Origin of the sequence: Maribacter arenosus (assembly GCF_014610845.1) — a bacterium.
Taxonomy (GTDB): domain Bacteria; phylum Bacteroidota; class Bacteroidia; order Flavobacteriales; family Flavobacteriaceae; genus Maribacter_A; species Maribacter_A arenosus.
In genome coordinates this window covers 48,922-71,782 of the sequence record NZ_JABTCG010000003.1, presented here as the reverse complement: position 1 = coordinate 71,782, position 22,861 = coordinate 48,922, and the positions used below count along the sequence as shown (strand labels likewise).

The 22,861-nt window shown below is 41.1% G+C and carries 23 protein-coding genes; 8 read left to right on the top strand and 15 right to left on the bottom strand.

Annotation, left to right across the window (positions count from 1 at the left end; genetic code table 11):
- From rplW to rpsL, 7 genes are all read right to left on the bottom strand, one after another.
- Nucleotides 1–291, bottom strand: coding sequence for a 50S ribosomal protein L23 (rplW, locus tag HPE63_RS08370; protein WP_188313825.1), 291 nt, complete (start codon nt 289–291; stop codon nt 1–3).
- 6 nt (nt 292–297) lie between these two features.
- Entirely contained in the window at nt 298–927 is a 630-nt protein-coding gene (rplD, locus tag HPE63_RS08365) for a 50S ribosomal protein L4 (protein ID WP_188313824.1), read from the bottom strand.
- Entirely contained in the window at nt 927–1,550 is a 624-nt protein-coding gene (gene rplC, locus HPE63_RS08360; RefSeq protein WP_188313823.1) for a 50S ribosomal protein L3, read from the bottom strand. The genes rplD and rplC overlap by 1 nt, the downstream gene beginning before the upstream one ends.
- A gap of 149 nt (nt 1,551–1,699) precedes the next feature.
- A complete protein-coding gene (rpsJ, locus tag HPE63_RS08355) occupies nt 1,700–2,005 on the bottom strand; it encodes a 30S ribosomal protein S10 (protein ID WP_007094989.1) in 306 nt (101 codons plus the stop codon).
- A 10-nt stretch (nt 2,006–2,015) separates the two neighbouring features.
- Complete coding sequence (fusA, locus tag HPE63_RS08350; RefSeq protein ID WP_188313822.1) at nt 2,016–4,148, bottom strand: elongation factor G; 2,133 nt, start codon at nt 4,146–4,148, stop codon at nt 2,016–2,018.
- Between the two features lie 6 nt (nt 4,149–4,154).
- Entirely contained in the window at nt 4,155–4,631 is a 477-nt protein-coding gene (gene rpsG, locus HPE63_RS08345; RefSeq protein ID WP_188313821.1) for a 30S ribosomal protein S7, read from the bottom strand.
- Between the two features lie 25 nt (nt 4,632–4,656).
- On the bottom strand, nt 4,657–5,031 hold the full coding sequence (gene rpsL, locus HPE63_RS08340) for a 30S ribosomal protein S12 (RefSeq protein ID WP_013305196.1): 375 nt from the start codon (nt 5,029–5,031) through the stop codon (nt 4,657–4,659).
- A gap of 407 nt (nt 5,032–5,438) precedes the next feature.
- Here rpsL and HPE63_RS08335 point away from each other — a divergent pair, with 407 nt between their 5' ends.
- From HPE63_RS08335 to rlmB, 5 genes are all read left to right on the top strand, one after another.
- Complete coding sequence (locus HPE63_RS08335; protein ID WP_188313820.1) at nt 5,439–5,942, top strand: carboxypeptidase-like regulatory domain-containing protein; 504 nt, start codon at nt 5,439–5,441, stop codon at nt 5,940–5,942.
- Nucleotides 5,908–8,667: a SusC/RagA family TonB-linked outer membrane protein gene (locus HPE63_RS08330; protein ID WP_188313819.1), complete on the top strand. Its 2,760-nt coding sequence runs from the start codon at nt 5,908–5,910 to the stop codon at nt 8,665–8,667. The genes HPE63_RS08335 and HPE63_RS08330 overlap by 35 nt, the downstream gene beginning before the upstream one ends.
- Before the next feature lie 12 nt (nt 8,668–8,679).
- Nucleotides 8,680–10,062: a SusD/RagB family nutrient-binding outer membrane lipoprotein gene (locus HPE63_RS08325; protein WP_188313818.1), complete on the top strand. Its 1,383-nt coding sequence runs from the start codon at nt 8,680–8,682 to the stop codon at nt 10,060–10,062.
- An 18-nt stretch (nt 10,063–10,080) separates the two neighbouring features.
- A complete protein-coding gene (locus tag HPE63_RS08320; protein WP_188313817.1) occupies nt 10,081–10,992 on the top strand; it encodes a DUF1735 domain-containing protein in 912 nt (303 codons plus the stop codon).
- Between the two features lie 464 nt (nt 10,993–11,456).
- Nucleotides 11,457–12,191, top strand: coding sequence for a 23S rRNA (guanosine(2251)-2'-O)-methyltransferase RlmB (gene rlmB / locus HPE63_RS08315; protein ID WP_188313816.1), 735 nt, complete (start codon nt 11,457–11,459; stop codon nt 12,189–12,191).
- A gap of 142 nt (nt 12,192–12,333) precedes the next feature.
- Here rlmB and HPE63_RS08310 read toward each other — a convergent pair whose 3' ends face one another.
- Nucleotides 12,334–13,101, bottom strand: a complete 768-nt coding sequence (locus HPE63_RS08310) for a rhomboid family intramembrane serine protease (protein WP_188313815.1) — start codon at nt 13,099–13,101, stop codon at nt 12,334–12,336.
- A gap of 92 nt (nt 13,102–13,193) precedes the next feature.
- Here HPE63_RS08310 and HPE63_RS08305 point away from each other — a divergent pair, with 92 nt between their 5' ends.
- Nucleotides 13,194–14,471, top strand: a complete 1,278-nt coding sequence (locus HPE63_RS08305) for a replication-associated recombination protein A (protein WP_188313814.1) — start codon at nt 13,194–13,196, stop codon at nt 14,469–14,471.
- Here HPE63_RS08305 and HPE63_RS08300 read toward each other — a convergent pair.
- The 7 genes from HPE63_RS08300 to HPE63_RS08270 form a co-directional block, all read right to left on the bottom strand.
- A complete protein-coding gene (locus HPE63_RS08300) occupies nt 14,468–15,322 on the bottom strand; it encodes a hypothetical protein (RefSeq protein WP_188313813.1) in 855 nt (284 codons plus the stop codon). The two genes, HPE63_RS08305 and HPE63_RS08300, sit on opposite strands and share 4 nt — an antisense overlap.
- A 6-nt stretch (nt 15,323–15,328) precedes the next feature.
- Nucleotides 15,329–16,762 (bottom strand): DUF5723 family protein, encoded by a 1,434-nt coding sequence (locus HPE63_RS08295; protein WP_188313812.1) that lies wholly within the window; start codon nt 16,760–16,762, stop codon nt 15,329–15,331.
- Nucleotides 16,759–17,304: a hypothetical protein gene (locus HPE63_RS08290; RefSeq protein WP_188313811.1), complete on the bottom strand. Its 546-nt coding sequence runs from the start codon at nt 17,302–17,304 to the stop codon at nt 16,759–16,761. The genes HPE63_RS08295 and HPE63_RS08290 overlap by 4 nt, the downstream gene beginning before the upstream one ends.
- Nucleotides 17,305–17,357: 53 nt before the next feature.
- Complete coding sequence (locus HPE63_RS08285) at nt 17,358–18,047, bottom strand: YjjG family noncanonical pyrimidine nucleotidase (RefSeq protein ID WP_188313810.1); 690 nt, start codon at nt 18,045–18,047, stop codon at nt 17,358–17,360.
- Nucleotides 18,040–19,287, bottom strand: coding sequence for a polysaccharide deacetylase family protein (locus HPE63_RS08280; RefSeq protein ID WP_223198096.1), 1,248 nt, complete (start codon nt 19,285–19,287; stop codon nt 18,040–18,042). The genes HPE63_RS08285 and HPE63_RS08280 overlap by 8 nt, the downstream gene beginning before the upstream one ends.
- 68 nt (nt 19,288–19,355) lie before the next feature.
- Nucleotides 19,356–20,054, bottom strand: coding sequence for a RadC family protein (radC, locus tag HPE63_RS08275; RefSeq protein ID WP_188313808.1), 699 nt, complete (start codon nt 20,052–20,054; stop codon nt 19,356–19,358).
- Nucleotides 20,055–20,195: 141 nt separating this feature from the next.
- Nucleotides 20,196–21,557 carry a UDP-N-acetylmuramate--L-alanine ligase gene (locus HPE63_RS08270; protein WP_188313807.1) on the bottom strand — a complete coding sequence of 454 codons (1,362 nt, stop codon included), beginning with the start codon at nt 21,555–21,557 and terminating at the stop codon, nt 20,196–20,198.
- A 100-nt stretch (nt 21,558–21,657) separates the two neighbouring features.
- Here HPE63_RS08270 and HPE63_RS08265 point away from each other — a divergent pair, with 100 nt between their 5' ends.
- On the top strand, nt 21,658–21,975 hold the full coding sequence (locus HPE63_RS08265; RefSeq protein WP_188313806.1) for a cupin domain-containing protein: 318 nt from the start codon (nt 21,658–21,660) through the stop codon (nt 21,973–21,975).
- 2 nt (nt 21,976–21,977) lie between these two features.
- A complete protein-coding gene (locus HPE63_RS08260) occupies nt 21,978–22,763 on the top strand; it encodes an SDR family oxidoreductase (protein ID WP_188313805.1) in 786 nt (261 codons plus the stop codon).
- Nucleotides 22,764–22,861 lie beyond the last annotated feature (98 nt).

The window sequence follows — 22,861 nt, the reverse complement described above, 5'->3', positions numbered from 1 at the left end:
TTATAGATTACTGTAAAAATCAATTATGTCACCTTCCGCAACATCGATAATCGCCTTTTTAATGGCGTTTGTCTTCCCATGTTGAATTCCGGTTTTGGTATATCTTGACTTTCTGGTCGGACCATAATTCATGGTTCTTACCTTATTCACCGAAACACCATACGCAGCCTCTACAGCTTCCTTGATTTGAATTTTGTTCGCCTTGGGATCCACAATGAAACCATAACGATTATGCAACTCGCTATCCGCAGTCATTTTTTCCGTTATAATCGGCTTTATCAACACACTCATGGTTTCCTATTTATTTAAGTTCGATTCAATTCCTTCCAAAGAACCTTCCAAGAACACAATATTATTTGCGTTTAATATTTTGTAAGTACTTAATTCTGAATTAGTTATAATCTCAGAAAGCTCCAAATTACGCGAAGACAAATATACACCATTATTTGAATCGCCCAACACAAATAAAGATTTTTTGTTTTCGAGTCCCAATGCCTTTAAAACCTGTACGAAATCTTTGGTTTTCGGTGTCTCAAAACTAAAGTCCTCAACGACCATAACGGCCTTCTCTTTTGTCTTGATACTCAACGCCGATTTTCTCGCCAAACGTTTTACGTTTTTGTTCAGTTTTTGGCTATAATCCTTAGGTCTTGGTCCAAAAATACGTCCACCGCCTCTAAATATAGGCGACTTTATACTCCCTGCCCTTGCAGTACCGGTACCTTTTTGCTTTTTGATCTTTCTGGTACTACCAGCAATCTCAGCTCGTTCCTTGGCCTTATGTGTGCCTTGTCTTTGATGTGCCAAATACTGCTTCACATCTAAATACACCGCATGGTTATTTGGCTCTATTCCGAAAACAGCATCAGAGAGGTCAACCTTTCTACCTGTTTCTTTTCCTTTAATATCTAAAACTGCTACTTTCATTACTGCCACCTTTTAATGGTTACATAAGCATTCTTATGCCCAGGAACACAACCTTTTACCACTAAAAGATTTTTTTCTGGAACTACTTTTAAAACTTTAAGGTTTTGAACGGTTACCCTATCACCTCCCATTCTACCTGCCATCCGCATTCCTTTGAATACTCTTGACGGATCTGATCCCGCACCGATAGAACCCGGGGCACGCAATCGGTTATGTTGACCGTGCGTTGACTGGCCTACACCACGGAAACCATGACGTTTTACAACTCCCTGAAATCCTTTTCCTTTTGATGTTCCAATAACATCAACAAATTCACCTTCTACAAATACATCAACACCTACAGTGTCCCCTAATTTGTAATCTCCTTCAAATCCTTGGAATTCCATGACTTTTTTCTTGGGAGAAGCACCTGCTTTTTTAAAGTGGCCTACTTCGGCCTTGTTAGCACGTTTTTCTGCCTTGTCATCGAAACCAAGCTGAAGGGCATTGTACCCGTCTACCTCTTCGGTTCTGACTTGGGTAACTACGCATGGTCCTGCTTCTATGACAGTACAGGGAACATTTTTCCCATTCTCATCAAAGATGCTGGTCATACCTACTTTTTTTCCTAATAACCCAGACATATAACTATTATTTATTTATTACTATTCTTTGTTAAAAAAAAACAGAGTCAAAAACAATTCAACCCTGAATTAATTTTTGTTACCGTTTTTCCCTTGCACGCAGCTCAGGACATGTTCGTGTCATTCCTATATAAAGAATGACGGTTGAATTATACCTTGATCTCTACCTCAACACCACTGGGAAGTTCTAACTTCATTAGGGCATCGATCGTCTTGGATGATGAACTATAAATATCCAACAAACGTTTGTAAGAGCTCAACTGAAATTGTTCCCGCGATTTTTTGTTCACGTGGGGCGAACGCAACACGGTGAATATTTTCTTATGTGTTGGCAATGGAATTGGTCCTGTAACCACAGCACCAGTAGTCTTCACCGTTTTTACGATTTTCTCCGCGGACTTGTCCACTAAATTGTGATCGTAAGATTTTAGTTTTATTCTGATTTTCTGACTCATCTTCTAAAATTTAAGCGGTTACCCCTTTAGCGGCCTTAATAACTTCTTCTGCAATGTTCGATGGTGTCTCGGCATAATGCGAGAATTCCATTGTCGATGTAGCCCTACCTGAAGACAATGTTCTTAATGAGGTAACATACCCGAACATTTCAGATAATGGAACGGTACCTTTAACCACTTTGGCACCTGCCCTATCGCTCATGTCACTGATCGTACCTCTTCTTCGGTTCAAATCACCAACAATATCACCCATATTTTCTTCTGGCGTAATTACTTCCAACTTCATAATAGGCTCCATAATTACGGCACCAGCAGCTTTACCTGCGGCTTTATATCCCATTTTTGCAGCCAATTCGAATGAAAGCGCATCTGAATCCACAGGGTGGAAAGACCCATCTTTCAATACCACTTTCATGGTATCCATTTCATAACCGGCCAAAGGTCCGTTCAGCATTGCTGCCTTAAAGCCCTTTTCTACCGATGGAATAAATTCTTTTGGAATTCTACCTCCTTTTATTTCATCGACAAATTGCAATCCTGTTCCTTCGAAATCCGCATCCGCAGGACCCATTTCAAATACAATATCACCGAATTTACCACGACCACCGGATTGTTTCTTATAAACTTCCCTATGGCTGGCCGTTTTGGTCAGGGATTCCTTGTACTCTACTTGTGGTTGACCTTGATTCACCTCAACCTTGAATTCCCTTCTTAATCGGTCAACGATAATATCTAAGTGTAGCTCACCCATACCGGAAATAATGGTCTGGCCTGAGGCTTCATCTGTTTTTACTTGGAATGTAGGATCCTCTTCCGCTAATTTAGCCAAAGCCATACCCAACTTATCAACATCGACCTTGGTCTTAGGCTCTACAGCAATACCGATTACTGGATCTGGAAAGTTCATACTTTCCAAAATGATCGGATGCTTTTCAGCCGACATCGTATCCCCGGTCTTAATATCCTTAAATCCTACAGCAGCTCCAATATCACCAGCTTCTATATAATCGATAGCGTTTTGCTTGTTCGAGTGCATTTGATAGATCCGTGAGATACGTTCTTTTTTACCTGAACGATTGTTCAAAATATAAGAACCGGCATCCAAACGACCCGAATAGGTCCTAAAGAATGCCAAGCGACCTACAAAAGGATCGGTAGCAATCTTAAATGCCAAGGCAGCAAAAGGCTCCTTAACATCTGGTTTTCTGCTGATCTTCTCACCTGTATCGGGATCAATACCAACAATCGCATCCTTATCTATAGGGGAAGGTAAATATCTACATACCGCATCCAATAAAAACTGTACCCCTTTATTCTTAAAGGAAGAACCGCAAATCATAGGAATGATAGCCCTATCCATAACCGCAGCCCTTAGGGCAGCGTGCACTTCGTCTTCGGTAATGGAATCTTCATCTTCAAAGAATTTTTCCATCAACTGCTCATCATACTCAGCAACAGCCTCAATTAAAGCAGCTCTATACTCCCTTACTTCGGCTTTCATTTCTTCAGGAATGTCAATAACGTCAAAAGTGGCACCGAAACCTTCTTCATGCCATACAATTGCCCTGTTTTTTGCCAAATCAACGATACCTTTAAAATCGGCCTCATCACCAATAGGCAAAACGATAGGAACCGCATTGGAACCCAACATTTCCTTAACCTGCTTGCAAACCATCAGAAAGTTCGCTCCTTGGCGATCCATCTTATTTACGAAACCTATTCGCGGTACCTTATAGTTATCAGCAAGTCTCCAGTTCGTCTCTGATTGTGGCTCTACGCCATCAACCGCACTAAACAAGAACACCAAACCATCTAAAACCCGCAATGACCGGTTTACCTCAACGGTAAAATCTACGTGCCCAGGGGTATCGATAATATTGAAATGGTATGGCATGGTCTCGTCAATAACCTGCCCATTTTTCATTGGAAACCTCCATGTACAAGTAGTAGCGGCGGAAGTAATGGTAATTCCACGCTCTTGCTCCTGCTCCATCCAATCCATTGTGGCGGCACCATCGTGAACCTCGCCTATTTTATGACTGACCCCAGTATAAAACAATATACGTTCGGTCGTCGTCGTTTTTCCAGCATCAATATGTGCTGCTATACCTATATTTCTAGTATATTTTAAATCTCTTGCCATTTCTGATTAAAATCTAAAGTGGGAAAATGCTTTGTTTGCCTCCGCCATTTTGTGGGTATCCACTCTTCGCTTAACGGCAGCACCTTCTTCTTTTGAAGCCGCTAATATCTCACCGGCCAATTTCTGGGCCATCCCCTTTTCATTTCGCTTGCGCGCAAAACTGATAAGCCATTTCATCGCTGTGGATATCTTTCTATCGGGTCGAATCTGCATCGGGATTTGAAAGGTGGCTCCACCAACCCTTCTACTTCTTACCTCAACATGGGGCATAACATTGGAAAGCGCATCTTTCCACAACTCCAATGCCGTTTTTTCCTCATCCGTTTTCTTTTCCTCTACAATATCTATAGCATCATAGAATACACTGAATGCCACTGATTTCTTACCATCCCACATCATCATGTTCACAAAACGGGTCACCAACTGGTCGTTAAACCTAGGATCCGGTAAAAGTGGTCTTTTTTTTGCCTGTCTTTTTCTCATTACTGTCTTTTAAAAAAAGTTTTGATTACTTCTTAGGTCGTTTTGCTCCATATTTCGATCTACGTTGGGTTCGGCCTGCAACACCGGCAGTATCCAAAGCCCCTCTGACAATATGATATCTAACTCCTGGCAAATCCTTTACTCTTCCGCCCCTTACCAATACTATCGAGTGCTCTTGTAAATTGTGTCCCTCTCCTGGAATATAGGCATTCACTTCCTTTCCATTGGTCAACCTCACCCTGGCCACTTTACGCATGGCTGAGTTTGGTTTCTTGGGAGTTGTTGTATATACCCTTGTACATACACCCCTCCTTTGAGGACACGAATCCAAAGCAGCCGATTTACTCTTCTTGGTAATCGTGGCCCTTCCTTTTCGTACTAATTGTGAAATTGTTGGCATACTATATATTAATGTATAAAAATTGTACCCCTTGTTTAAGGGCTGGCAAATGTAGCAATATTTCATTATAATTCAAATCCCTAAAGATTAATTTTAAACTTTTTTTACACACACCTAAAAAACAACCACAAATCGCTCCCAATACCCATTATTGTAATGCTTAAATTGAAGAATGATTAAAAATATACCATTATATCCAATTTTATTTCGTTTTCGTTTCCCAAATAAGGTGTTTGTTGCCAATTTTTCATTAATAGCCAATTCCATTGCATTATCCATAATTTACCACAAAAAGAATCAAGAAAGTTGTATTATTCAAATGAACTCTTAAAGTTTTATTAAAATAAACTTGGATTATTAACGCTAAATTGTGATTTTTGCGCTTAGCTAATTCAAATAATTTAAAAATGAGAACAAATTTAAGTGGAATCCTGACGCTATTATTGGCGTTTGTTGTGCACATTACGTTTGCACAAGAGAAAACGATATCCGGTATGGTTACGGACCAAAGTGGTCTACCCCTTCCTGGAGTGAATATCGTTGTAGTAGGTACAACTAATGGTACTCAGACCGATTTTGATGGGAATTACTCTATCAAAGCATCAGAAGGTCAGACCCTAATGTTTACCTACATTGGTCAAAAGGAGGTCCGTCGAACGATTGGAGCCGACAACAGTATCAATGTACAAATGGAAGAAGATGCCCAGGCTCTTGACGAAGTTGTCGTTACAGCAGTAGGTATAACCAGGAGTGAAAAAGGTCTTGGTTATAACGTGCAGAGTGTGGAAGCGGAAGCGATCAGTGTAAAACCAAATGCCGACCTTGTGAATTCATTGAACGGTGCGACATCGGGTGTGCAGATTGTAAATGCTTCGGGTGAAGCCGGTGCTTCTACCTTATATTACCATTAGGGGTTCAGCCTCTATCACCGGAAACAACCAACCTTTGTTTGTGGTCAATGGCCAGCCCATTGATACAGGTGGTGGGGACAGTGGAACCGGTGGGGTGAATACTTCGAACAGGAGTATTGATATCAACCCTGACGACATTGCTACCCTATCCGTATTAAAAGGGGGTGCTGCAACAGCACTTTATGGGGTACGTGCCGCAAACGGTGCGATTATCATCACCACAAAATCCGGTAAGAACTTGACACAACGAAAAATCGAGTTCCACACCTCTATAGGTGTTGATCAGATATCGCAAACTCCAGCACGGCAAAAGAAATATGCCCAAGGAAATAATTCAACGTGGATAAGTGGTGATAGAAGGTCATGGGGACCTGAAATCTCCAGTTTGGAATATGATGGTGATACTAGCTACCAATGGGACCCCAATGGTAGATTGGTTCCTAAGGGAACAGGAAACGGGAACCCAGCGAGGTACTACGATCCGTACGAATTTTTCCAAAATGGATACCAATTGAACAACCGTTTCAGCATCAGTAATGGTTCTGAACAAGGGGACTATTTCTTTTCCCTATCCAATTTGGAGCAGACGGGTGTTATACCTAACAACCAATATGGAAGAACCACATTGCGTTTGAACGCATCCACCAAAATTTCTGACGCAATCACTTTTGGGGCAAATATGGCCTACACGAATTCTAGGGCCGTACAGATCCAAAAAGGATCCAACACATCTGGGATCATGTTGGGGCTTTTAAGAACAGCCACTACCTTTGATAACAGCGCCGGGTATGAATTTCCCGATGGTACGCAACGTAACTATAGAAACGGTGGCGGGTACGATAACCCATATTGGGTAGCGAACAATATTGCGTATAAAGAAGATGTAAACCGTTTTACGGGCAATATCAACCTAAGTGTGCAGTTCACCGATGAATTGAGTTTGAATTATAATACCGGTATCGATTGGTACAGTACCAAGTTTACCGATCAATTCAAAATAGGGTCTAATAATCTCCCTGCAGGGTATTTAAAGGAACAGATGGAATTTCAAAGTATATTTAATTCTGATTTGTTGTTAACCTATAGAAAGGACATTTCGAACAAACTGAATATGAGCCTCACCTTGGGGAATAACTTCTTTTCGGATTACAACAAAGCTTTATTCGGTGATGCCAGTGGTTTGGAAATCCCTGATTATTATCAGTTGAACAACTCAAGTGCCAATACCACCCAAACCGGAACGGCAAATTTAAGGACTTCCGCTGTTTTTGCTGACCTTCAATTATCTTTTGATGATATGATCTTCTTAGGCGTTACAGGAAGAAATGACTGGGCAACGACTATGCCACAACAGAACAAATCAGCTTTTTATCCATCTGCTAGTTTGGGGTTTGTCTTTTCTGAGATCGAAGGGTTAAAGAGCGACTTCTTTAGTTTTGGTAAATTAAGGGCCTCTGCCGCACGTACGGCAAACATTGCGCCAGTATACAGCACAAGCAACTATTTTGAAGCAGCCAACGGGGCTGATGGATGGACTGGCAACAATGATAATATAGCCTATCAATTCCCATATCAAGGCCAAACTGGATTTTTTGTTGATGATGATTTAGGAAATTCAGATTTGAAACACGAGACCCAAGATACGTGGGAGGTTGGTGCTGATCTTCGCTTTTTCAAAAGTAGGTTGGGTATTGATTTTACCTATTTCAACAACACCAATACCGACCTGTTAATGCCAGTTCCTATTGCGGCATCTTCCGGGTTTAACTCCGTGTTCTTGAATGCGGCCTCTATGGAATCTAAAGGTATTGAGATAAGCTTAAATGCAAGTCCCATAAAAACAGAGAACTTCTCTTGGGAATTTCTTGCGAATTTCACCCAATTTACCAATATCGTAACCGAGTTGGCAGAGGGTGTTGACAACATTTTCCTTGGTGGATTTACCACGCCCCAGGTTCGGGCCGTTGTAGGGGAGGAATACCGAAGTATCTTTGGGGAAGATTGGTATAGGGATGCCAGTGGAAACATTCTAATCAATGATGATCCTACGGATAGTTATAGGGACGGTTATCCAATGACCAATACCGCTCAAGGTTTGGTGCCTATTGGGAACTTTAACCCGGATTGGACCGCCAACATGACCAATACCCTTACTTATAAGAATCTATCCTTATCTTTCTTGATCGATGTGAAGAAAGGTGGCGTAATGTACAATGGTACCGCTTTTGCCATGAATTTCTTCGGTGTGTCTGAGCGTACTGTCAACCGTGAAGTGTATTACAATGCTGATGGTAGCATCAATTTTGATACTACCCCCGCTGAGAACTTGGTGGTAATGGATGGCGTTTACGGACATATTGGTCCTGATGGTGAAATTATTTCCAGTGGTGTTCCAAACGTCACTCCTGTAGTCCAGGACCAAGATTGGTTCCAAGGACAAGGAAGTAACTTTGGAGGTGGCCCTTCTTCCGCGGCCATGGAGCCTGCGGATTGGGTACGACTACGAGATTTGACGTTCGCTTATAATTTACCAGAAATTGGAAAAGGAAAAACGATAAAAGGAGGACAAATATACTTCTCAGGTAGAAACCTTTGGATAGATACCCCTTACTCAGGTATCGATCCTGAGACGAACTTAGGAGGTGCCACCAACGCCCAGGGTATGGATTATTTCAATAGTCCTGGTACTAGGAGCTATACCTTAGGCCTTAAATTGACATTTTAAAAAAAATAGATCATGAAAAAAAATAGAAATATAACATATAAAGGTCTGGCACTAATATTGTCAGTACTTGTTTTCACCATATCTTGCGAGAAGTGGACCGATTCGGACATCAACATCGATCCGGACAAACCCGCAAATGTGCCCATGGGTTTAATACTTCCTGGGATACAACAATCCATGGGATACAACCTAGTCGGTAATAACTCGGTTCGCACCAATAATATATGGATGCAGATTTTTGAAGGTGTCGATCGTCAATCCTTTACAGAAGGAAGGTACCAATTGGTCTCTTCCGATGTAAACAATTTATGGACGAACATGTATACTGAAATGATGATTAACAGTACCATCATCATTGATAAAGCTGATGATGAAGGCCTGGAATCACCGCATTTTGCCGGTATTGCCCAGGTACTTTTGGCAACTTCTTTGGGTATAGGTACCGATTTATTCGGCGATATGCCCTTTACAGAAGCATTCAAAGGTGGGGAAAATATCTTGAGCCCCGTTTATGACGGACAGGAATCCCTTTATGGATCGATCAATACCCTTTTAGATCAGGCGATTGGTAATTTAAACAGTACCAACAACGTTATTGATGTATCTGGGGATGTAATTTATGATGGGGATTTGGACAAATGGAAAAAAGCGGCCAGCTCAATTAAGGCCCGACACGCCATTCAGCAAACTAAACGTAATGGCAATGCGGCTTATTCTGCGGCTTTAGCAGCCGTTGCCAATGGGTTTACGTCCAATGACGATGATTTTCTAGTTCCTTTTGAAGATCAGAATAAAAATCCTATATTCCAATTTATGGAGCAGCGAACGGATATCAGAATGGGCGCCAATCTTATCGACTTGTTGTTGGCCACTGACGATCCCAGATTGCCTTTTTATGCCGAAGAGGATGCCGATGGTAATTATTCGGGAAGTGCCCTTAGATCTCAAAATAGTGATGCCTCCTTTCCTGGACCAAACCTTGCAGCTTTTGATGCTTCGGCTAAATTGATGACCTATTCAGAATTGAAATTCATCGAAGCGGAGGCTAGATTGGGCCTTGGGCAAGCAGGAGCTCAAGAAGCCTATGAAGCGGCAGTAGCTGCTTCAGTATTACGGATAACCGGGGAAGCCAATACGGCTTGGTTAGATGCGAACATCAATGGTGATCCTGTAACCTTGGAGAAACTAATGACCCAAAAATACATCGATGGGGCGGGCACCAACCAACCGTATGCCGATTATAGAAGAACCGGTCTTCCTAGCCTTACGCTAGCGCCAGATGCAGTAGTTAGTGAAATCCCACGAAGATTTCCTTACCCACAAGGCGAGTTGGATTATAATACGCAGAATGTACCTGCTGTTACCTTATTAACCAAAGTTTGGTGGGACCAATAATCTTTTAAAACTATAAAAATGATGAAAAATATATTCAAACGTTTAACATATATAGCACTGTCAGGGGTTCTCCTTGTATCGTGTGATTGGGATAACGACGCTTTTTCTGAGCTATCCAATAGCCCTGATCCTAATGCCACCTATTATGTGCAGTTTAAGGATGCTTCTAAAAGTCTGGAATCTGGAGTTACAGAATCTGGCGATTTAATAGATATTGAAACTACGGTCATTGTGAATATACTTGGATTGCCACAGGCCCAGGATATTACAGTTAACCTAACCCTTGATCCCGCATCAACAATAGATGAAAGTATGTATAACTTGTCAGCCTCAGCAATTACTATACCTGCTGGTTCTGCAGGTGGGTCGGTTACGCTAACCACTAATACAGAATTGATGCCGGTAGGTGAAGTAGTGGATTTAATTTTGAATTTAGATGCAGGTGCCAACTCGGCAACGGCTGGCCTTCAATTAAATTATAGCTTGTTACGTATAGAATTTTGTCCTTTAGAAAATGGTACGGTTGATTTAGTCGGCTCATATACAGCTACTATTGACCTTAACGGTTACCCTGATCCTATTACCGCAGTATTAGATGCCGAGAATCTACTGATTTCGGGCTTAGGAGTGAATTTTATTGAAAATTTCTGGGCCGAAGCTGTTACAACGAGTGTCCCCATTTCAGCGGAAATTGCCGGAAATGGTGGGATTACCATCCCAAGACAGTATATATATACCACTACATACGAAGGTGCGCCTTACGACTATGAAATCGAAGGTACCGGAAAGTGGGAGAATTGTGATGGCAAACCCGTCATGATCATAGACTATGATATTTACTATCCAGGTGATGACACAGGTCTTGCTGCTACATATTTCCCAACATATTTGGCTTCCCCTACATTAGGAGGTACCTTTACCATGAATTAAATTTTACCGTATTGTTGAAATACATAATCTAATCAAAGACCAAAGGGGCATTAATTTAATTTAGTGCCCCTTTTTCTATGGTATGACCTCATTCAATTAAATCGACAACCAATTAAATCGACAACTTTCCTGTAGACAAAAACTATCCTTACCCCTATTTTTGGCTATTACCCTTAAAGATGGCTTTCTATAAAATTAGACCAATATTGCATTCTTTACAGGCCTCCCAAATAATTACTTTATTAATAGTAGTAATCTTGTATGGTCATCTTTCAAACTTCTTATGGCTGTAAAATATAAACCTTGAATTCCTAATTCCTTTTACCGAGTATAACTCTAAAATAAAAATGCCCTTAAATCATTTTAAGGACATTTATAAATAGAAGTAAGCCTAATCGTCGGGATTAATTGATTAATTTTAAGCCCGAAAACCCTATAACACATTCTTAAACCCATTCTCCCTTATGGAAAAACCGACCCAAATTTATGGTCTTAGAGCCGTCATAGAAGCGATCAATGCGGGTGAGGCCATAGACAAGGTATTTATCCAGAAAGGGCTAAAAGGCGATTTATCCAGGGAATTGGAAGGATTGATCCGTAAAAAGGGCATCAATGCATCTTATGTCCCGCCCGAAAAATTAAACAGGTTAACCAAAAACAACCATCAGGGGGTTATTGCCAACATCTCCCCTATCAGCTTTTACACCCTTGAAACCTTAGTGGAACAAGTGATCGAAAACAAAAAAAATCCATTGTTCCTTCTCTTGGACCAACTTTCGGATGTCCGTAATTTTGGGGCCATTATAAGGACCGCGGAATGTACTGGTGTCGATGGTATCATCATTCAAAAAAAAGGCGCAGCCCCAGTAACTGCCGATACCATCAAAACCTCGGCCGGAGCTGCCTTCAAGGTACCGATTGCGAAAGTAGACCATATAAAAGATGCCGTGTTTTATCTTCAGGCATCGGGCATTTCGGTTACCGTTGCTACCGAAAAGACGAACACTAACATTTATGACCTTGCTTTTAACGAACCTTGCGCCATAGTTATGGGTGCTGAAGATAAAGGGGTTTCCCCCTCGGTCATAAAAGCAGCTGACCATACGGCTAAACTTCCTATGTTGGGCGAGATAGGATCTTTGAATGTCTCAGTGGCCTGTGGGGTATTTTTATACGAAGTGGTTAGGCAACGGATGTAGCTTTAAAGTTCAAAGTTTCTGGTTTCTGGTTTCTGGTTTCTGAAGTTGAAGTGGGAAAGAGGGAAAGAGGGAAAAAGTAAATGAGGTAAAGAGGGAAAAGTGAAGGAGGTAAAAGTTTTCCTTATTTCAAGCTTGACTGGTTCTAATCTTTTGTTTCTTTGTTCGTGTCTCCCGGTTGCTTTTTATCCCTTGCCCGGTAATGATAGATAATCTGTGTGGGTTCTTCTGCCTGCGCAATGTCTTCAGGTCTTGTTTCGATAAAATTCCCATCCTTATCAAACTGTTTTAAGAATTCGTCCTCTTCCTCATTGTAATCGTCATGTTCCCAAGCAAATTTTTTAGGCGAAGGTATCTTGGCTTCCATTAAAATCGCCAGTAAAAGGCCCGTAACAAATCCGCCTAAATGCCCCTCCCAGGATATGTCGTCTTTTATAGGGAAAATATACCATAGCAAACTTCCATAAATGAACACCACGATAAGTGAGAGTGCGACCAACCGATAATATTTGGTGAAAATCCCCTTAAAAAAAACAAAACTAGCAAGAACATAGATGACCCCACTCGCTCCAATATGGTACGATGGTCTTCCTATGCCCCAGGTGAGCAAACCAGACAGGAGAACGCCCCAAAACAGCACTTTAAGGGCTATCTTTCGATAGAAATAGAATAAAGAGGCCATGAGTATGGCCAAGGGAATGGTATTGTTATACAAATGTTCCACGGAGCCATGAATGAACGGACTAAAAACCACACCCCGTAATCCAGAAAATGTCCTAGGAAACACCCCATATTGATTCAGGTTGACATGAAACTGAAGTTCTATCCAGAAAACGGTCCATATGCAGAGCATCGCCCCAAGTGGGGCAATGACGACCGCATTGGAAAATTTGAAATAGTGGTGCTCAGACATCCCTTAAAATTAATGGTTTTCCAATCAATAATTCCGCCATAAATGTAAAACCTGATAAATTGTCATCAACAGAATTATAGTATTTTTACGGTATGAACGAACCACTTGCAGAACGGGTACGCCCCAAAACGCTGGAAGATTACATAAGCCAACACCATTTGGTGGGGGAACAAGGTTCGTTGACCCATCAAATAAAAAAAGGCATTATTCCATCCCTTATATTTTGGGGACCCCCCGGAACAGGTAAAACGACCCTTGCCCATATAATAGCGAAAGAAAGCGAAAGACCATTTTACTCTCTGAGCGCCATAAATAGTGGCGTCAAGGACATACGGGACGTTATTGACAAGGCCAAACAAAGTGGGGGACTGTTCACTGCGAAAAATCCGATTTTATTTATTGACGAAATACATCGCTTCAGTAAATCACAACAAGATTCATTGCTGGGAGCCGTTGAAAAAGGTTGGGTTACCCTAATAGGGGCAACCACTGAAAATCCCAGTTTTGAAGTGATTCCCGCATTATTGTCACGTTGTCAAGTATATGTTTTGAATCCCTTTGGCAAGGAGGACCTCGAAGCGCTTCTTGCCAGGGCCATGATCAAAGACGACTATCTAAAAACCAAGAAAATAAAACTGAAAGAAAGCGAAGCGCTATTGCGGCTTTCGGGCGGTGATGGAAGAAAACTCCTTAACATCTTTGAACTGGTTGTGAATTCAGAGGAAACCGATACGATCACGATTACCAATGAATTGGTTATGGGGAAGGTTCAAAAGAACACGGTTTTATACGATAAGACCGGCGAACAACATTATGATATCATATCGGCCTTTATAAAATCTATTCGGGGAAGTGATCCCAATGGGGCAGTCTATTGGTTAGCCCGAATGATCGAAGGCGGTGAAGACCTAAAATTCATAGCACGCCGCATGTTGATCTCTGCCTCAGAGGATATTGGATTGGCCAATCCTACGGCTTTGGTCATAGCCAATAATGCGTTTCAAGCCGTTACGACAATAGGGTACCCTGAAGCCCGTATTATTCTAAGCCAATGTGCTATATATCTTGCCACTTCAGCAAAAAGCAATGCCAGCTATATGGCTATCGGCAAGGCCCAACAGGCCGTAAGGCAGACTGGGGATTTATCGGTTCCCTTACCCTTAAGAAATGCACCTACCAAGTTGATGAAGGACCTCGGCTATGGCAAGGATTATAAATATGCCCATGACTATACAGACAACTTCATCGATGAGGAATTTTTACCGGAAGAACTCAGTGGGACCAGTTTTTACAAACCTGGTAAAAACCAGCGTGAAAATGCTATTAGCGAGTTTTTAAAAAAACGTTGGAAAGGTAAATATGAACTTTAGAATTTAATATTCAATTCTTCCGTCACTAATTGCCCCCCAAAATAATATTCCAAATACCATTTTCCGTCTTTCTTGAACACCACCCCATTATCCTTTTCATATTTAACCGTAAAAACATCGGGCATTGAAGTACGATAGAGCTTTAGTTTAATTCTAGGGGTACTGTCCACCAATTGATATCCATCAGGTATTTCTTGGGCGTAAAGTATGTTCCCATCTTTTTGTATACCAGCCGACGTTTCTTTTACCACCGGCTCTGATTTTTTAATTTCGGAGGCAACAGGTTCAACACTCTTATACAATTGCTTTTCTGGAGTTGCTTCCTGTTTCACCACGGCCCGATCCGGTTTGTTCTTGGGATGCTTATTTTCTTCCATGGGTGCTATATTTTCTGTTATCGCGACTTGCCCCTTTTCAGGTGGGGAATACTGATAACCCAAAGCCTTTATTGTGGTAAAAGCCTCGGTCAATGCCTCTCTATACGCACTTTCATACCCTTTTTCCTTACTGCTTCCCATAATCGTGGTCAACACTTTTTTTGAAAAGCAATCCTTTAATTCGAGTGCTGTTTTTGTCGTAAACATCGACGACTCGTCTATCACTGAAACCAAAACCCCCAAGCATCGGTTATTCTCCAAATCCTCGGGTAAGGCATCATCATACACCGCATTAAACCCGTTCTTGGTGAACAAAAATTTAACCAAGGTACTGGTCTTATATTGATTCTCTTTTTTAAAGGCATCGAATTTCTTTGGTACGATTACATACTTATATGCATTGAGGTTTTGTTGTGAATACCCTTTGACCAAACTAAACAGAAGCAGAAATACTAAAAGTTTTTTTATTATCACGATATATCAATTCTTTCCCCAAGATATGATATTTAATCCAAATTGAAAAGACGCATACTTACTGGCTGCCAGGTTGCTATAACCGAGTAGATTATCGGCCATTAGATAGAAATTAACGGGCCCAGCTTGAAAACTTGCCCCCAGTCCAATATTGGTCAGCGTAAATTTATCGGCGGTATAAGTGGCCTTTATAGCCATGAAATTCCCGAACCTTCTCTGATAAAATGCCGTAATTGCACTTTGCGGACCTCTTGGCCTATTGATTACATAAAGCTGACCCCCAACACTATTTCGATATTTGACCACACTATGACTCGTACCCGCATTACTATAATCGCAGTCACATAGGGCGGGTCCCTGATGGGGTTCCCCAAAATTATAACGCAAAGATCCGTATAATTTTGTTGGCCTAAAGGTGATATAGCTCTTTGTAGTTTCTTCAAATGGGATAAATGACTCTATGTCATCAACCAGGTTTTGCCAAAAATCCTGGTTAGGATCCGATAAGGCATCCGGTAAGATAATTTCCATACCCTCTATCGTGGCATTGCCTTGTAACGCAAAGTTTTCGATGTCGTTTGCATGATATATGAAACCTAAATCCAATAAACTACCGGTCAAAACCGTCTGGGAATTTAGATAATACGTGAAGCCCAAATCAACACCCAGCCCCAAATTACCACCAAAAAGACCCCGCTTGATCAGTGTTCCGGGAATGGTTTCATCATCGATGGCTTTTTCAATAGCATTTCCACCAGAGGTCCTCACTAGTAAATCCGCATCAAGGGTACTGGCAAGAAGGTTGTTTTGACCTTCAGTAGTGACAAAAAAGCCCTTGTTTTGGGTCGAATTGAAATCGAATATGCTGGAATATATCTTACCCCTTGCCCCAAGGATCAAATCGCTGTTCATTTTCTTGTTTATCCCGAAATGGAAAACATTGAGCATTTCGCCCCGGGTCTTCAAATGACTCAAATCAAAACGCTCATTAAGTCTGTCTGCATTCCCTTCATAGGCCAAAATTGCGTAATCCCGGAACCAATAGCCAATAGCATCACCTTCATTATATAATCCAAAAGAATAGAAAATGCTTGGGTCCTTACCTCTAAAACCCCCATTGATCAATTCCACTTGGTAGGTTCCACTTAATTCATCCCTTATAGTCATCCCATTAATGGACCTATCACGAACCTTGTCATTAATATCAAGTCCATCATTTGCGAAAATATCATTGACCGAAATACCGCTAGACCCAGCTTGGAACGATATCCCTGATAGTGCCGGAATCCCTGCATACCAACTAAAATCGGTCTCCATACCGGGATTGACCATTAAAGCCTGGGGTATCTCACTGAAATCGTATAATAGCTGTTTGTTCTGGGCATGCATAGATAGGCCAGCCCATAAAATGGTTGCAACTATAATCTTTCTTGCTATCATTTTATGCGGACCATGAATTTACCACTACTCTTTAGGGTGACCATGGGATCGGATTGGGATGAAGTACTGGTATTATCCCCGTTATTTGTAGCAGTCACTGAAATACTTGAGGTATTTTTGATGATATTTATATTGCGGCCAGCAGGGCCATAGGCGATTTCCCTAACTATAATGCCCGTAGGTTCAGGATCAAGTTGAAACTGCTCGGTATCTAAAACCGTTCCCCCTTCATCTAAAAATTGAATTTCGATATCAAGCGGTTTGCTTGTTGTGTTTTCAACCTCATACTTCAGGACGCCTTCTAACACCCTATCGGCAAAAACGTCCTCGCTAAATGCATCAAAATTAAAATTTTGGGAATAGGTGTTCGGTCCCGTTATTTCATTGATCGTATATTCAGGAACCTCTACATACAAAACGCTTGCCTCATAGATTGGGGTTACGCTAAGATCATCGTATTGATTGAAATCTTGTTCCTCAATACAGGAAAAAAGGAATAGGGACGTAATTGAAGTCAACAGATATAGGCCTAACTTTTTCATTGCATATAACCTTATAATCGACAAAAGGATCTCATGTTATACTATGTATAACTCTACAAAAAGCTTTTTATTTCACTTAAATCGTGAATCATATGACAAAATTCGTGGTCGGGATCGTTATGAACATTAAAGTGCAGGGTCTGGAAGCCCACAGCCTTGGCCCCAAGAATATCGGCTTCTAAACTATCACCGATCATAATTGCTCTATCCGAAGTGATATTCGCCCTATGCAGGGCCAATTCGAAAATAAGAGGGTTCGGTTTTTTGACCCCGGCCATTTCAGAATTGACGATATGATCAAAATAATAACGAATATTGGCGTTCAACAGTTTCTTTTCCTGTACTTCCTGAAAACCATTGGTGATGATATGTAGTTTATATTTTGGTTTTAGGTAATCCAATACCTCTACGGCATTCGGAAATAGATGGTTATACGAGGATAGGTACTTGATGTAATCGATAGAGAGTTGATTGATCATCTCGTCGGAAACTCGATATTTCAATTCATCGAAGACGATTCTCAAACGCTGGTATCGCAATTCTGTTTTGGTGATTTTGTCTTCGCGATACATTTTCCAGAAAGCCAGATTAATGGGAATATAGATTTCAAGAAAGTCATCTAGATCCACTTCAATCCGATGCACTTTCAATATTCTTTCAAAAGTAAGCGCGGAGTTCTTTTCAAAATCCCATAGAGTATGGTCCAAATCAAAGAAAACGTCTGAAATCCTCTCGCTATACATGGTAATTCTTTATGATTGCTTCATAAGTTTCTTTCCAATCCAAAGGATGGTCGGTACCCAAAAGTTCGTTCGAAAAAACGGATATAAACTCCCCATTTACTTTTTTCACCTCTTGGTATAATGATCTTACTTTCCCTAAAATAGCATCCAAGGAGGTTTCTTCATGCAACGCATAGTCGTGAAAGGCAAAAGAATGGACCCGTATGGGCTGTTGCAGTTCCATATTGATATCGTACAAATAAAATGGAAATGACGTGCCTGCCCTAAATCCTATTTCATGGGTATAGCCCATGGTAAAATCATCGGTAAACTCCGCATCGACCAAATTTCGATAGGTTTGGGGAACATCGACCCTATTGTATCGCATTCTAGAGTATTCCACTTGCCTATTGATCACATCCGCCAAATTCTTTTTCTCTTTTCTCAATAATTCAACATCATTGAACGAACTATAAGACGCTGCCAAGGAGACTTTGCAGTAATCCGCAATCGTTTTTATCAAAAAACGGAAATTGTTATTGTTTGGGGATAAATTTTTATCATAGGTGGAATAAGAGGCTAACTGAAAAAAGAATATGCAGTTTAAATTATATTCCTTCCTTTTTTGAATTAAAAATTCGAAATTGTCATAGGGGTCCTTACTGGGATTGAACCATACCACAACCCGTTCGAACAATCGTTTTATCCTAAACTTGACCAAATCTAGCAGAAAACCGGCTAAACTACGTGTAAACCCTCGATGTGCATAACAATGCGATGAGGTCACATCTATTATTGAAATGTAACTGTAGACCGGTTTTTTTACTTTCATATCCGGGAAACGTTCCAGTAGCCTATCCAATAATTTGTTGGCCCAAATATCGACCACAGGCAGTGCCAGGAAATTATTCTGGTAGGCAATACTGTCCTTTGGGGAAAACCTACCGTGTATGTCCTTTACATGCGGAAGATATTCCTCATATCTTGAAAGCAAATAAAAACTGGCTGAGAAAATATCGTAAGGTAAGGCACTATTCTCGCTCGTCGTAAAAAAACAGGGTACCCCCTCCCAATCCATTATATTGATTTGAATATCATTTATACCAGACTCAAAAAGCAGATCATTGCTTCGCACGAAAAACTCATTTTGCAAGGGTTGTTTCGTATAGGTTATCTTCGCGCCCGAGTGTTTAATAAAGTCCTCGACTTTGGTGGTGAATGACACTTCTATTCCTAAGATCCTGGTAAATACTTGTCGCATAATGTAACTAAACCGTGGTGTTATTTTATGCGTGTATATCAGTAACATCTTTGCGTTGAAAAGTGGGTTTATAAAATAGATCGATCAGCAAAACTAAAGTAATCCTTTTGGGTAATGATCAAATGATCCAATATTTTTATATCCAAAGCAATACCAGCCTTCTGAAGTTTTTGGGTAAGCTGTTTATCGGCACTGCTGGGTTTTAACCCCCCAGAAGGATGGTTGTGCGCCAATATGAGGGCAACGGCCCCCAACTCCAGGGCTTGTTTCATGACCAAACGAACATCGACCAAGGTACCGGTAATACCCCCTTTGCTTAACTGGGAAGTATGCATAACGTTGTTCGAATTGTTCAAATATACAATCCAAAATTCCTCATGGGGCAATTCGCCCATTTTGGGCTGTAATAACTCAAAAGCATCCTTGCTACTTCCTATCTTGGTTATTTTTTGTGCCTCTTCACCCCTCCTTCTCCGACCTATTTCCAGGGCTGCGGCAATGGTTACCGCCTTGGCCTCACCAATACCTTTAAACTGCATCAATTGTTTTATAGAGAGCTTACCTAGTTCATTCAGATTATTGTTCACTGATGCCAAAATTCGCTTTGATAGTTCAACCGCACTTTCATTTCTGCTTCCAGAACCAATTAAAATGGCGATCAACTCGGCATCCGATAATATCGATTTACCCTTGCGGACCATTTTTTCCCTCGGCTTGTCATCATCTGACCAATGTTTTATGGAAAATGAGGGTGTTTTTTCTTGCATGCAATAAAGATAATCAACAATTATTTTTATTGTAAAGAACAAATCATTTTTATGATCAAAGGCAATCTTCTTATGATAAGAATTTCAAAGGATATCGGTCAGATTACATGAATGACAGCACCAGTATACTAAATGCCTGCCCTATTTTGCCTCGATCAAACCTTTTACCGCCTGTAGATCAAGCCCGCCGTAATTTCCAGAGCTCATAAGTAGCAACACTGAATTACCATAATCCTGGTCGAAAACAAAATCCTTGAATTCACTAGCTTTGGTAAATACCTTTAGATCTGTGCGTTCAAAAGCCTCCATAATCTGCTCAGGGCTTACCTCTTTTAGTTTTTTAATCTTAACAGATTCAGGCAAATAGAATACAACGGCCTCATCGGCTGCATCCAATGCCCCCTTGTATCCTTTTAAAAAATCCGCATTGAAACTGCTATAGGTATGCAATTCCAAACAGGCGAGTACCTTTCTATCCGGATATTGCTCTTTTACAGCATTGGTCGTAGCCGACACCTTACTGGGCGAATGCGCAAAATCCTTATATACAACGGCCGACTTGGTCTCCGCAATTTTCTCTAAACGTTTTGAGGCACCGGAAAAGGTAGCAATAGCCTCATAAAAATCATCTTCGTCAACACCCATATTCTGGCATATCCATTTGGCGCCCGCCAAATTACTTAGATTATGCTGTCCGAAAATGGAAATGGGCATAGGCCCTTCAGGGGTTTCCAAAAGCGTTTGCCCATCTACTACTTTATATTCCGGGGTGGTATATGGAAATTTACGAATGGTATTTTGAGAGGCTTCAACCACCTTCTTGACTTCATCATCCTCAATATTATAGGTAATGCTTCCACCTTTGACGATACTATCCACAAAAATGCGGAATTGTTCAACATAGTTGTCATACGTTGGAAAGACATTGATATGGTCCCACGCAATGCCACTCAACAATGCGATATTAGGTTTATACAAATGGAATTTCGGTCTACGATCTATAGGTGAGGAAAGATACTCATCCCCCTCAAGTACGATAAAATCATTCTCCTCGGTCAAATGAACCATTCGCTCAAATCCTTCCAATTGGGCCCCAACCATAAAATCGACGGATTTATTATGATACTTGAGAATATGAAGGATCATCGAGGTTATCGTGGTTTTGCCGTGACTGCCACCGATAACCACACGTGTTTTGTTCTTGGATTGTTCGTATAAGAACTCTGGATAGGAATATATGGTAACGCCCAGCTCTTGTGCTTTTAAAAGTTCGGGATTATCCGGCTTCGCATGCATCCCAAGGATGACGGCATCCAAACCTGTATTTATTTTCTCGGGATCCCAACCAAAAGTCTCTGGCAGAAGTCCTTTTGCGGCCAACCGGCCTTTTGAAGGTTCAAAGATAATATCGTCACTACCTGTGATGTGATATCCTTTGTGATGAAGCGCTAGGGCAAGATTGTGCATGGCACTGCCCCCAATAGCGATAAAATGTATGCGCATGAAGATTGAATTATAGGGCAAAGATAAGGATAGGAAAGTGCTCTACAAACTATTCCAAAAACCCATACTTTATTTTTATCTTAGCTTAATAAACATACGTATGGATTTTAAACTCTCCACCATTCCGCCAAAAGAGATCATGCCAGGCTACCATGGAAAGTTGGTGCATTCAGAAAATATGTCTATCGCTTTTTGGGAAGTTGAAAAAGGGGCCGCAGTTCCTGAACATTCCCATAAAAACGAACAGATTATGCAGGTGTTGGAAGGACGGTTTGAGTTTACCCTGGAAGGTAAAACGAAAATATACCAACCTGGAGATCTTGTAGTAATTGGGCCCCATAAAAAGCATAGCGGTAAGGCAATAACGCCTTGTAAATTAATGGATGTTTTTAGTCCGGCTAGGAAAGAATACAAATAAAAATGAACATTTCACTCAAAGGAAAGAATGTCCTTATAGGAGGTAGTAGCCGTGGCATCGGAAGGGCCATAGCCCAACAAATGGCCGAAAGTGGGGCCAATGTGACCCTCATGGCGCGGAACGAAGCCAAACTCAAGTCCATCTTACAGCAGATGCCAGCTCAAGATGGGCAAAAACACCGTTATCTTTTGGTCGATTTCAATGATTTTGAAGTCTATACCAACACGATTACGGCATTTTTCAAGAACCAGCATATCGATATTTTGGTGAACAATACGCAAGGCCCCAAGGCCGGTGGGGCTATGGACATGAGGATTTCAGATTATCAGGAGGCCTTCGATGTTCTTTTTAAAAGTGTGGTACTCACCACACAATTGGCATTGGAATATATGGTGAAAAATCAATGGGGCAGAATCATTAATGTCGCCTCCATTTCGGTAAAGGAACCGCTATCCTATTTGGCCCTTTCCAATTCAATCCGTGCGGCTTTGGTCACTTGGGCCAAAACTTTGGCCACGGATGTTGCATCAGATCATATAACCGTGAATAGCATACTAACAGGATATTTTGACACGGAACGCATCAAAGACCTCAATGCCACAAAAGCCCAACAATTGGGTATCCCCATTGAGGAGGTCAGAAGCAATATGGAGCAACAGGTACCCATGAATAGAATTGGCAACCCCAAGGAATATGCTTTTTTGGCCACCTTCTTGGCTTCGGAACAAGCTTCCTACATCACAGGAACCCAAATTCCTATTGATGGCGGATTGTTGAAGTCGTTATAGTATGTTATTATTCCCTTGAAATAATGGGTTAATCCGATAATTAAAACTTACGTTCAATACGTACAGTCGTACGGATAAATACAGAACCCCAGGGATAA

Excerpts from the sequence above, each read along its gene's own strand:
- rplW (WP_188313825.1), bottom strand. The coding sequence starts at position 291 with ATGAGTGTGTTGATAAAGCCGATTATAACGGAAAAAATGACTGCGGAT.
- rplD (WP_188313824.1), bottom strand. The coding sequence starts at position 927 with ATGAAAGTAGCAGTTTTAGATATTAAAGGAAAAGAAACAGGTAGAAAG.
- rplC (WP_188313823.1), bottom strand. The coding sequence starts at position 1,550 with ATGTCTGGGTTATTAGGAAAAAAAGTAGGTATGACCAGCATCTTTGAT.
- rpsJ (WP_007094989.1), bottom strand. The coding sequence starts at position 2,005 with ATGAGTCAGAAAATCAGAATAAAACTAAAATCTTACGATCACAATTTA.
- fusA (WP_188313822.1), bottom strand. The coding sequence starts at position 4,148 with ATGGCAAGAGATTTAAAATATACTAGAAATATAGGTATAGCAGCACAT.
- rpsG (WP_188313821.1), bottom strand. The coding sequence starts at position 4,631 with ATGAGAAAAAGACAGGCAAAAAAAAGACCACTTTTACCGGATCCTAGG.
- rpsL (WP_013305196.1), bottom strand. The coding sequence starts at position 5,031 with ATGCCAACAATTTCACAATTAGTACGAAAAGGAAGGGCCACGATTACC.
- HPE63_RS08335 (WP_188313820.1), top strand. The coding sequence starts at position 5,439 with ATGAGAACAAATTTAAGTGGAATCCTGACGCTATTATTGGCGTTTGTT.
- HPE63_RS08325 (WP_188313818.1), top strand. The coding sequence starts at position 8,680 with ATGAAAAAAAATAGAAATATAACATATAAAGGTCTGGCACTAATATTG.
- HPE63_RS08320 (WP_188313817.1), top strand. The coding sequence starts at position 10,081 with ATGATGAAAAATATATTCAAACGTTTAACATATATAGCACTGTCAGGG.
- rlmB (WP_188313816.1), top strand. The coding sequence starts at position 11,457 with ATGGAAAAACCGACCCAAATTTATGGTCTTAGAGCCGTCATAGAAGCG.
- HPE63_RS08310 (WP_188313815.1), bottom strand. The coding sequence starts at position 13,101 with ATGTCTGAGCACCACTATTTCAAATTTTCCAATGCGGTCGTCATTGCC.
- HPE63_RS08305 (WP_188313814.1), top strand. The coding sequence starts at position 13,194 with ATGAACGAACCACTTGCAGAACGGGTACGCCCCAAAACGCTGGAAGAT.
- HPE63_RS08295 (WP_188313812.1), bottom strand. The coding sequence starts at position 16,762 with ATGATAGCAAGAAAGATTATAGTTGCAACCATTTTATGGGCTGGCCTA.
- HPE63_RS08290 (WP_188313811.1), bottom strand. The coding sequence starts at position 17,304 with ATGAAAAAGTTAGGCCTATATCTGTTGACTTCAATTACGTCCCTATTC.
- HPE63_RS08285 (WP_188313810.1), bottom strand. The coding sequence starts at position 18,047 with ATGTATAGCGAGAGGATTTCAGACGTTTTCTTTGATTTGGACCATACT.
- HPE63_RS08280 (WP_223198096.1), bottom strand. The coding sequence starts at position 19,287 with ATGCGACAAGTATTTACCAGGATCTTAGGAATAGAAGTGTCATTCACC.
- radC (WP_188313808.1), bottom strand. The coding sequence starts at position 20,054 with ATGCAAGAAAAAACACCCTCATTTTCCATAAAACATTGGTCAGATGAT.
- HPE63_RS08270 (WP_188313807.1), bottom strand. The coding sequence starts at position 21,557 with ATGCGCATACATTTTATCGCTATTGGGGGCAGTGCCATGCACAATCTT.
- HPE63_RS08265 (WP_188313806.1), top strand. The coding sequence starts at position 21,658 with ATGGATTTTAAACTCTCCACCATTCCGCCAAAAGAGATCATGCCAGGC.
- HPE63_RS08260 (WP_188313805.1), top strand. The coding sequence starts at position 21,978 with ATGAACATTTCACTCAAAGGAAAGAATGTCCTTATAGGAGGTAGTAGC.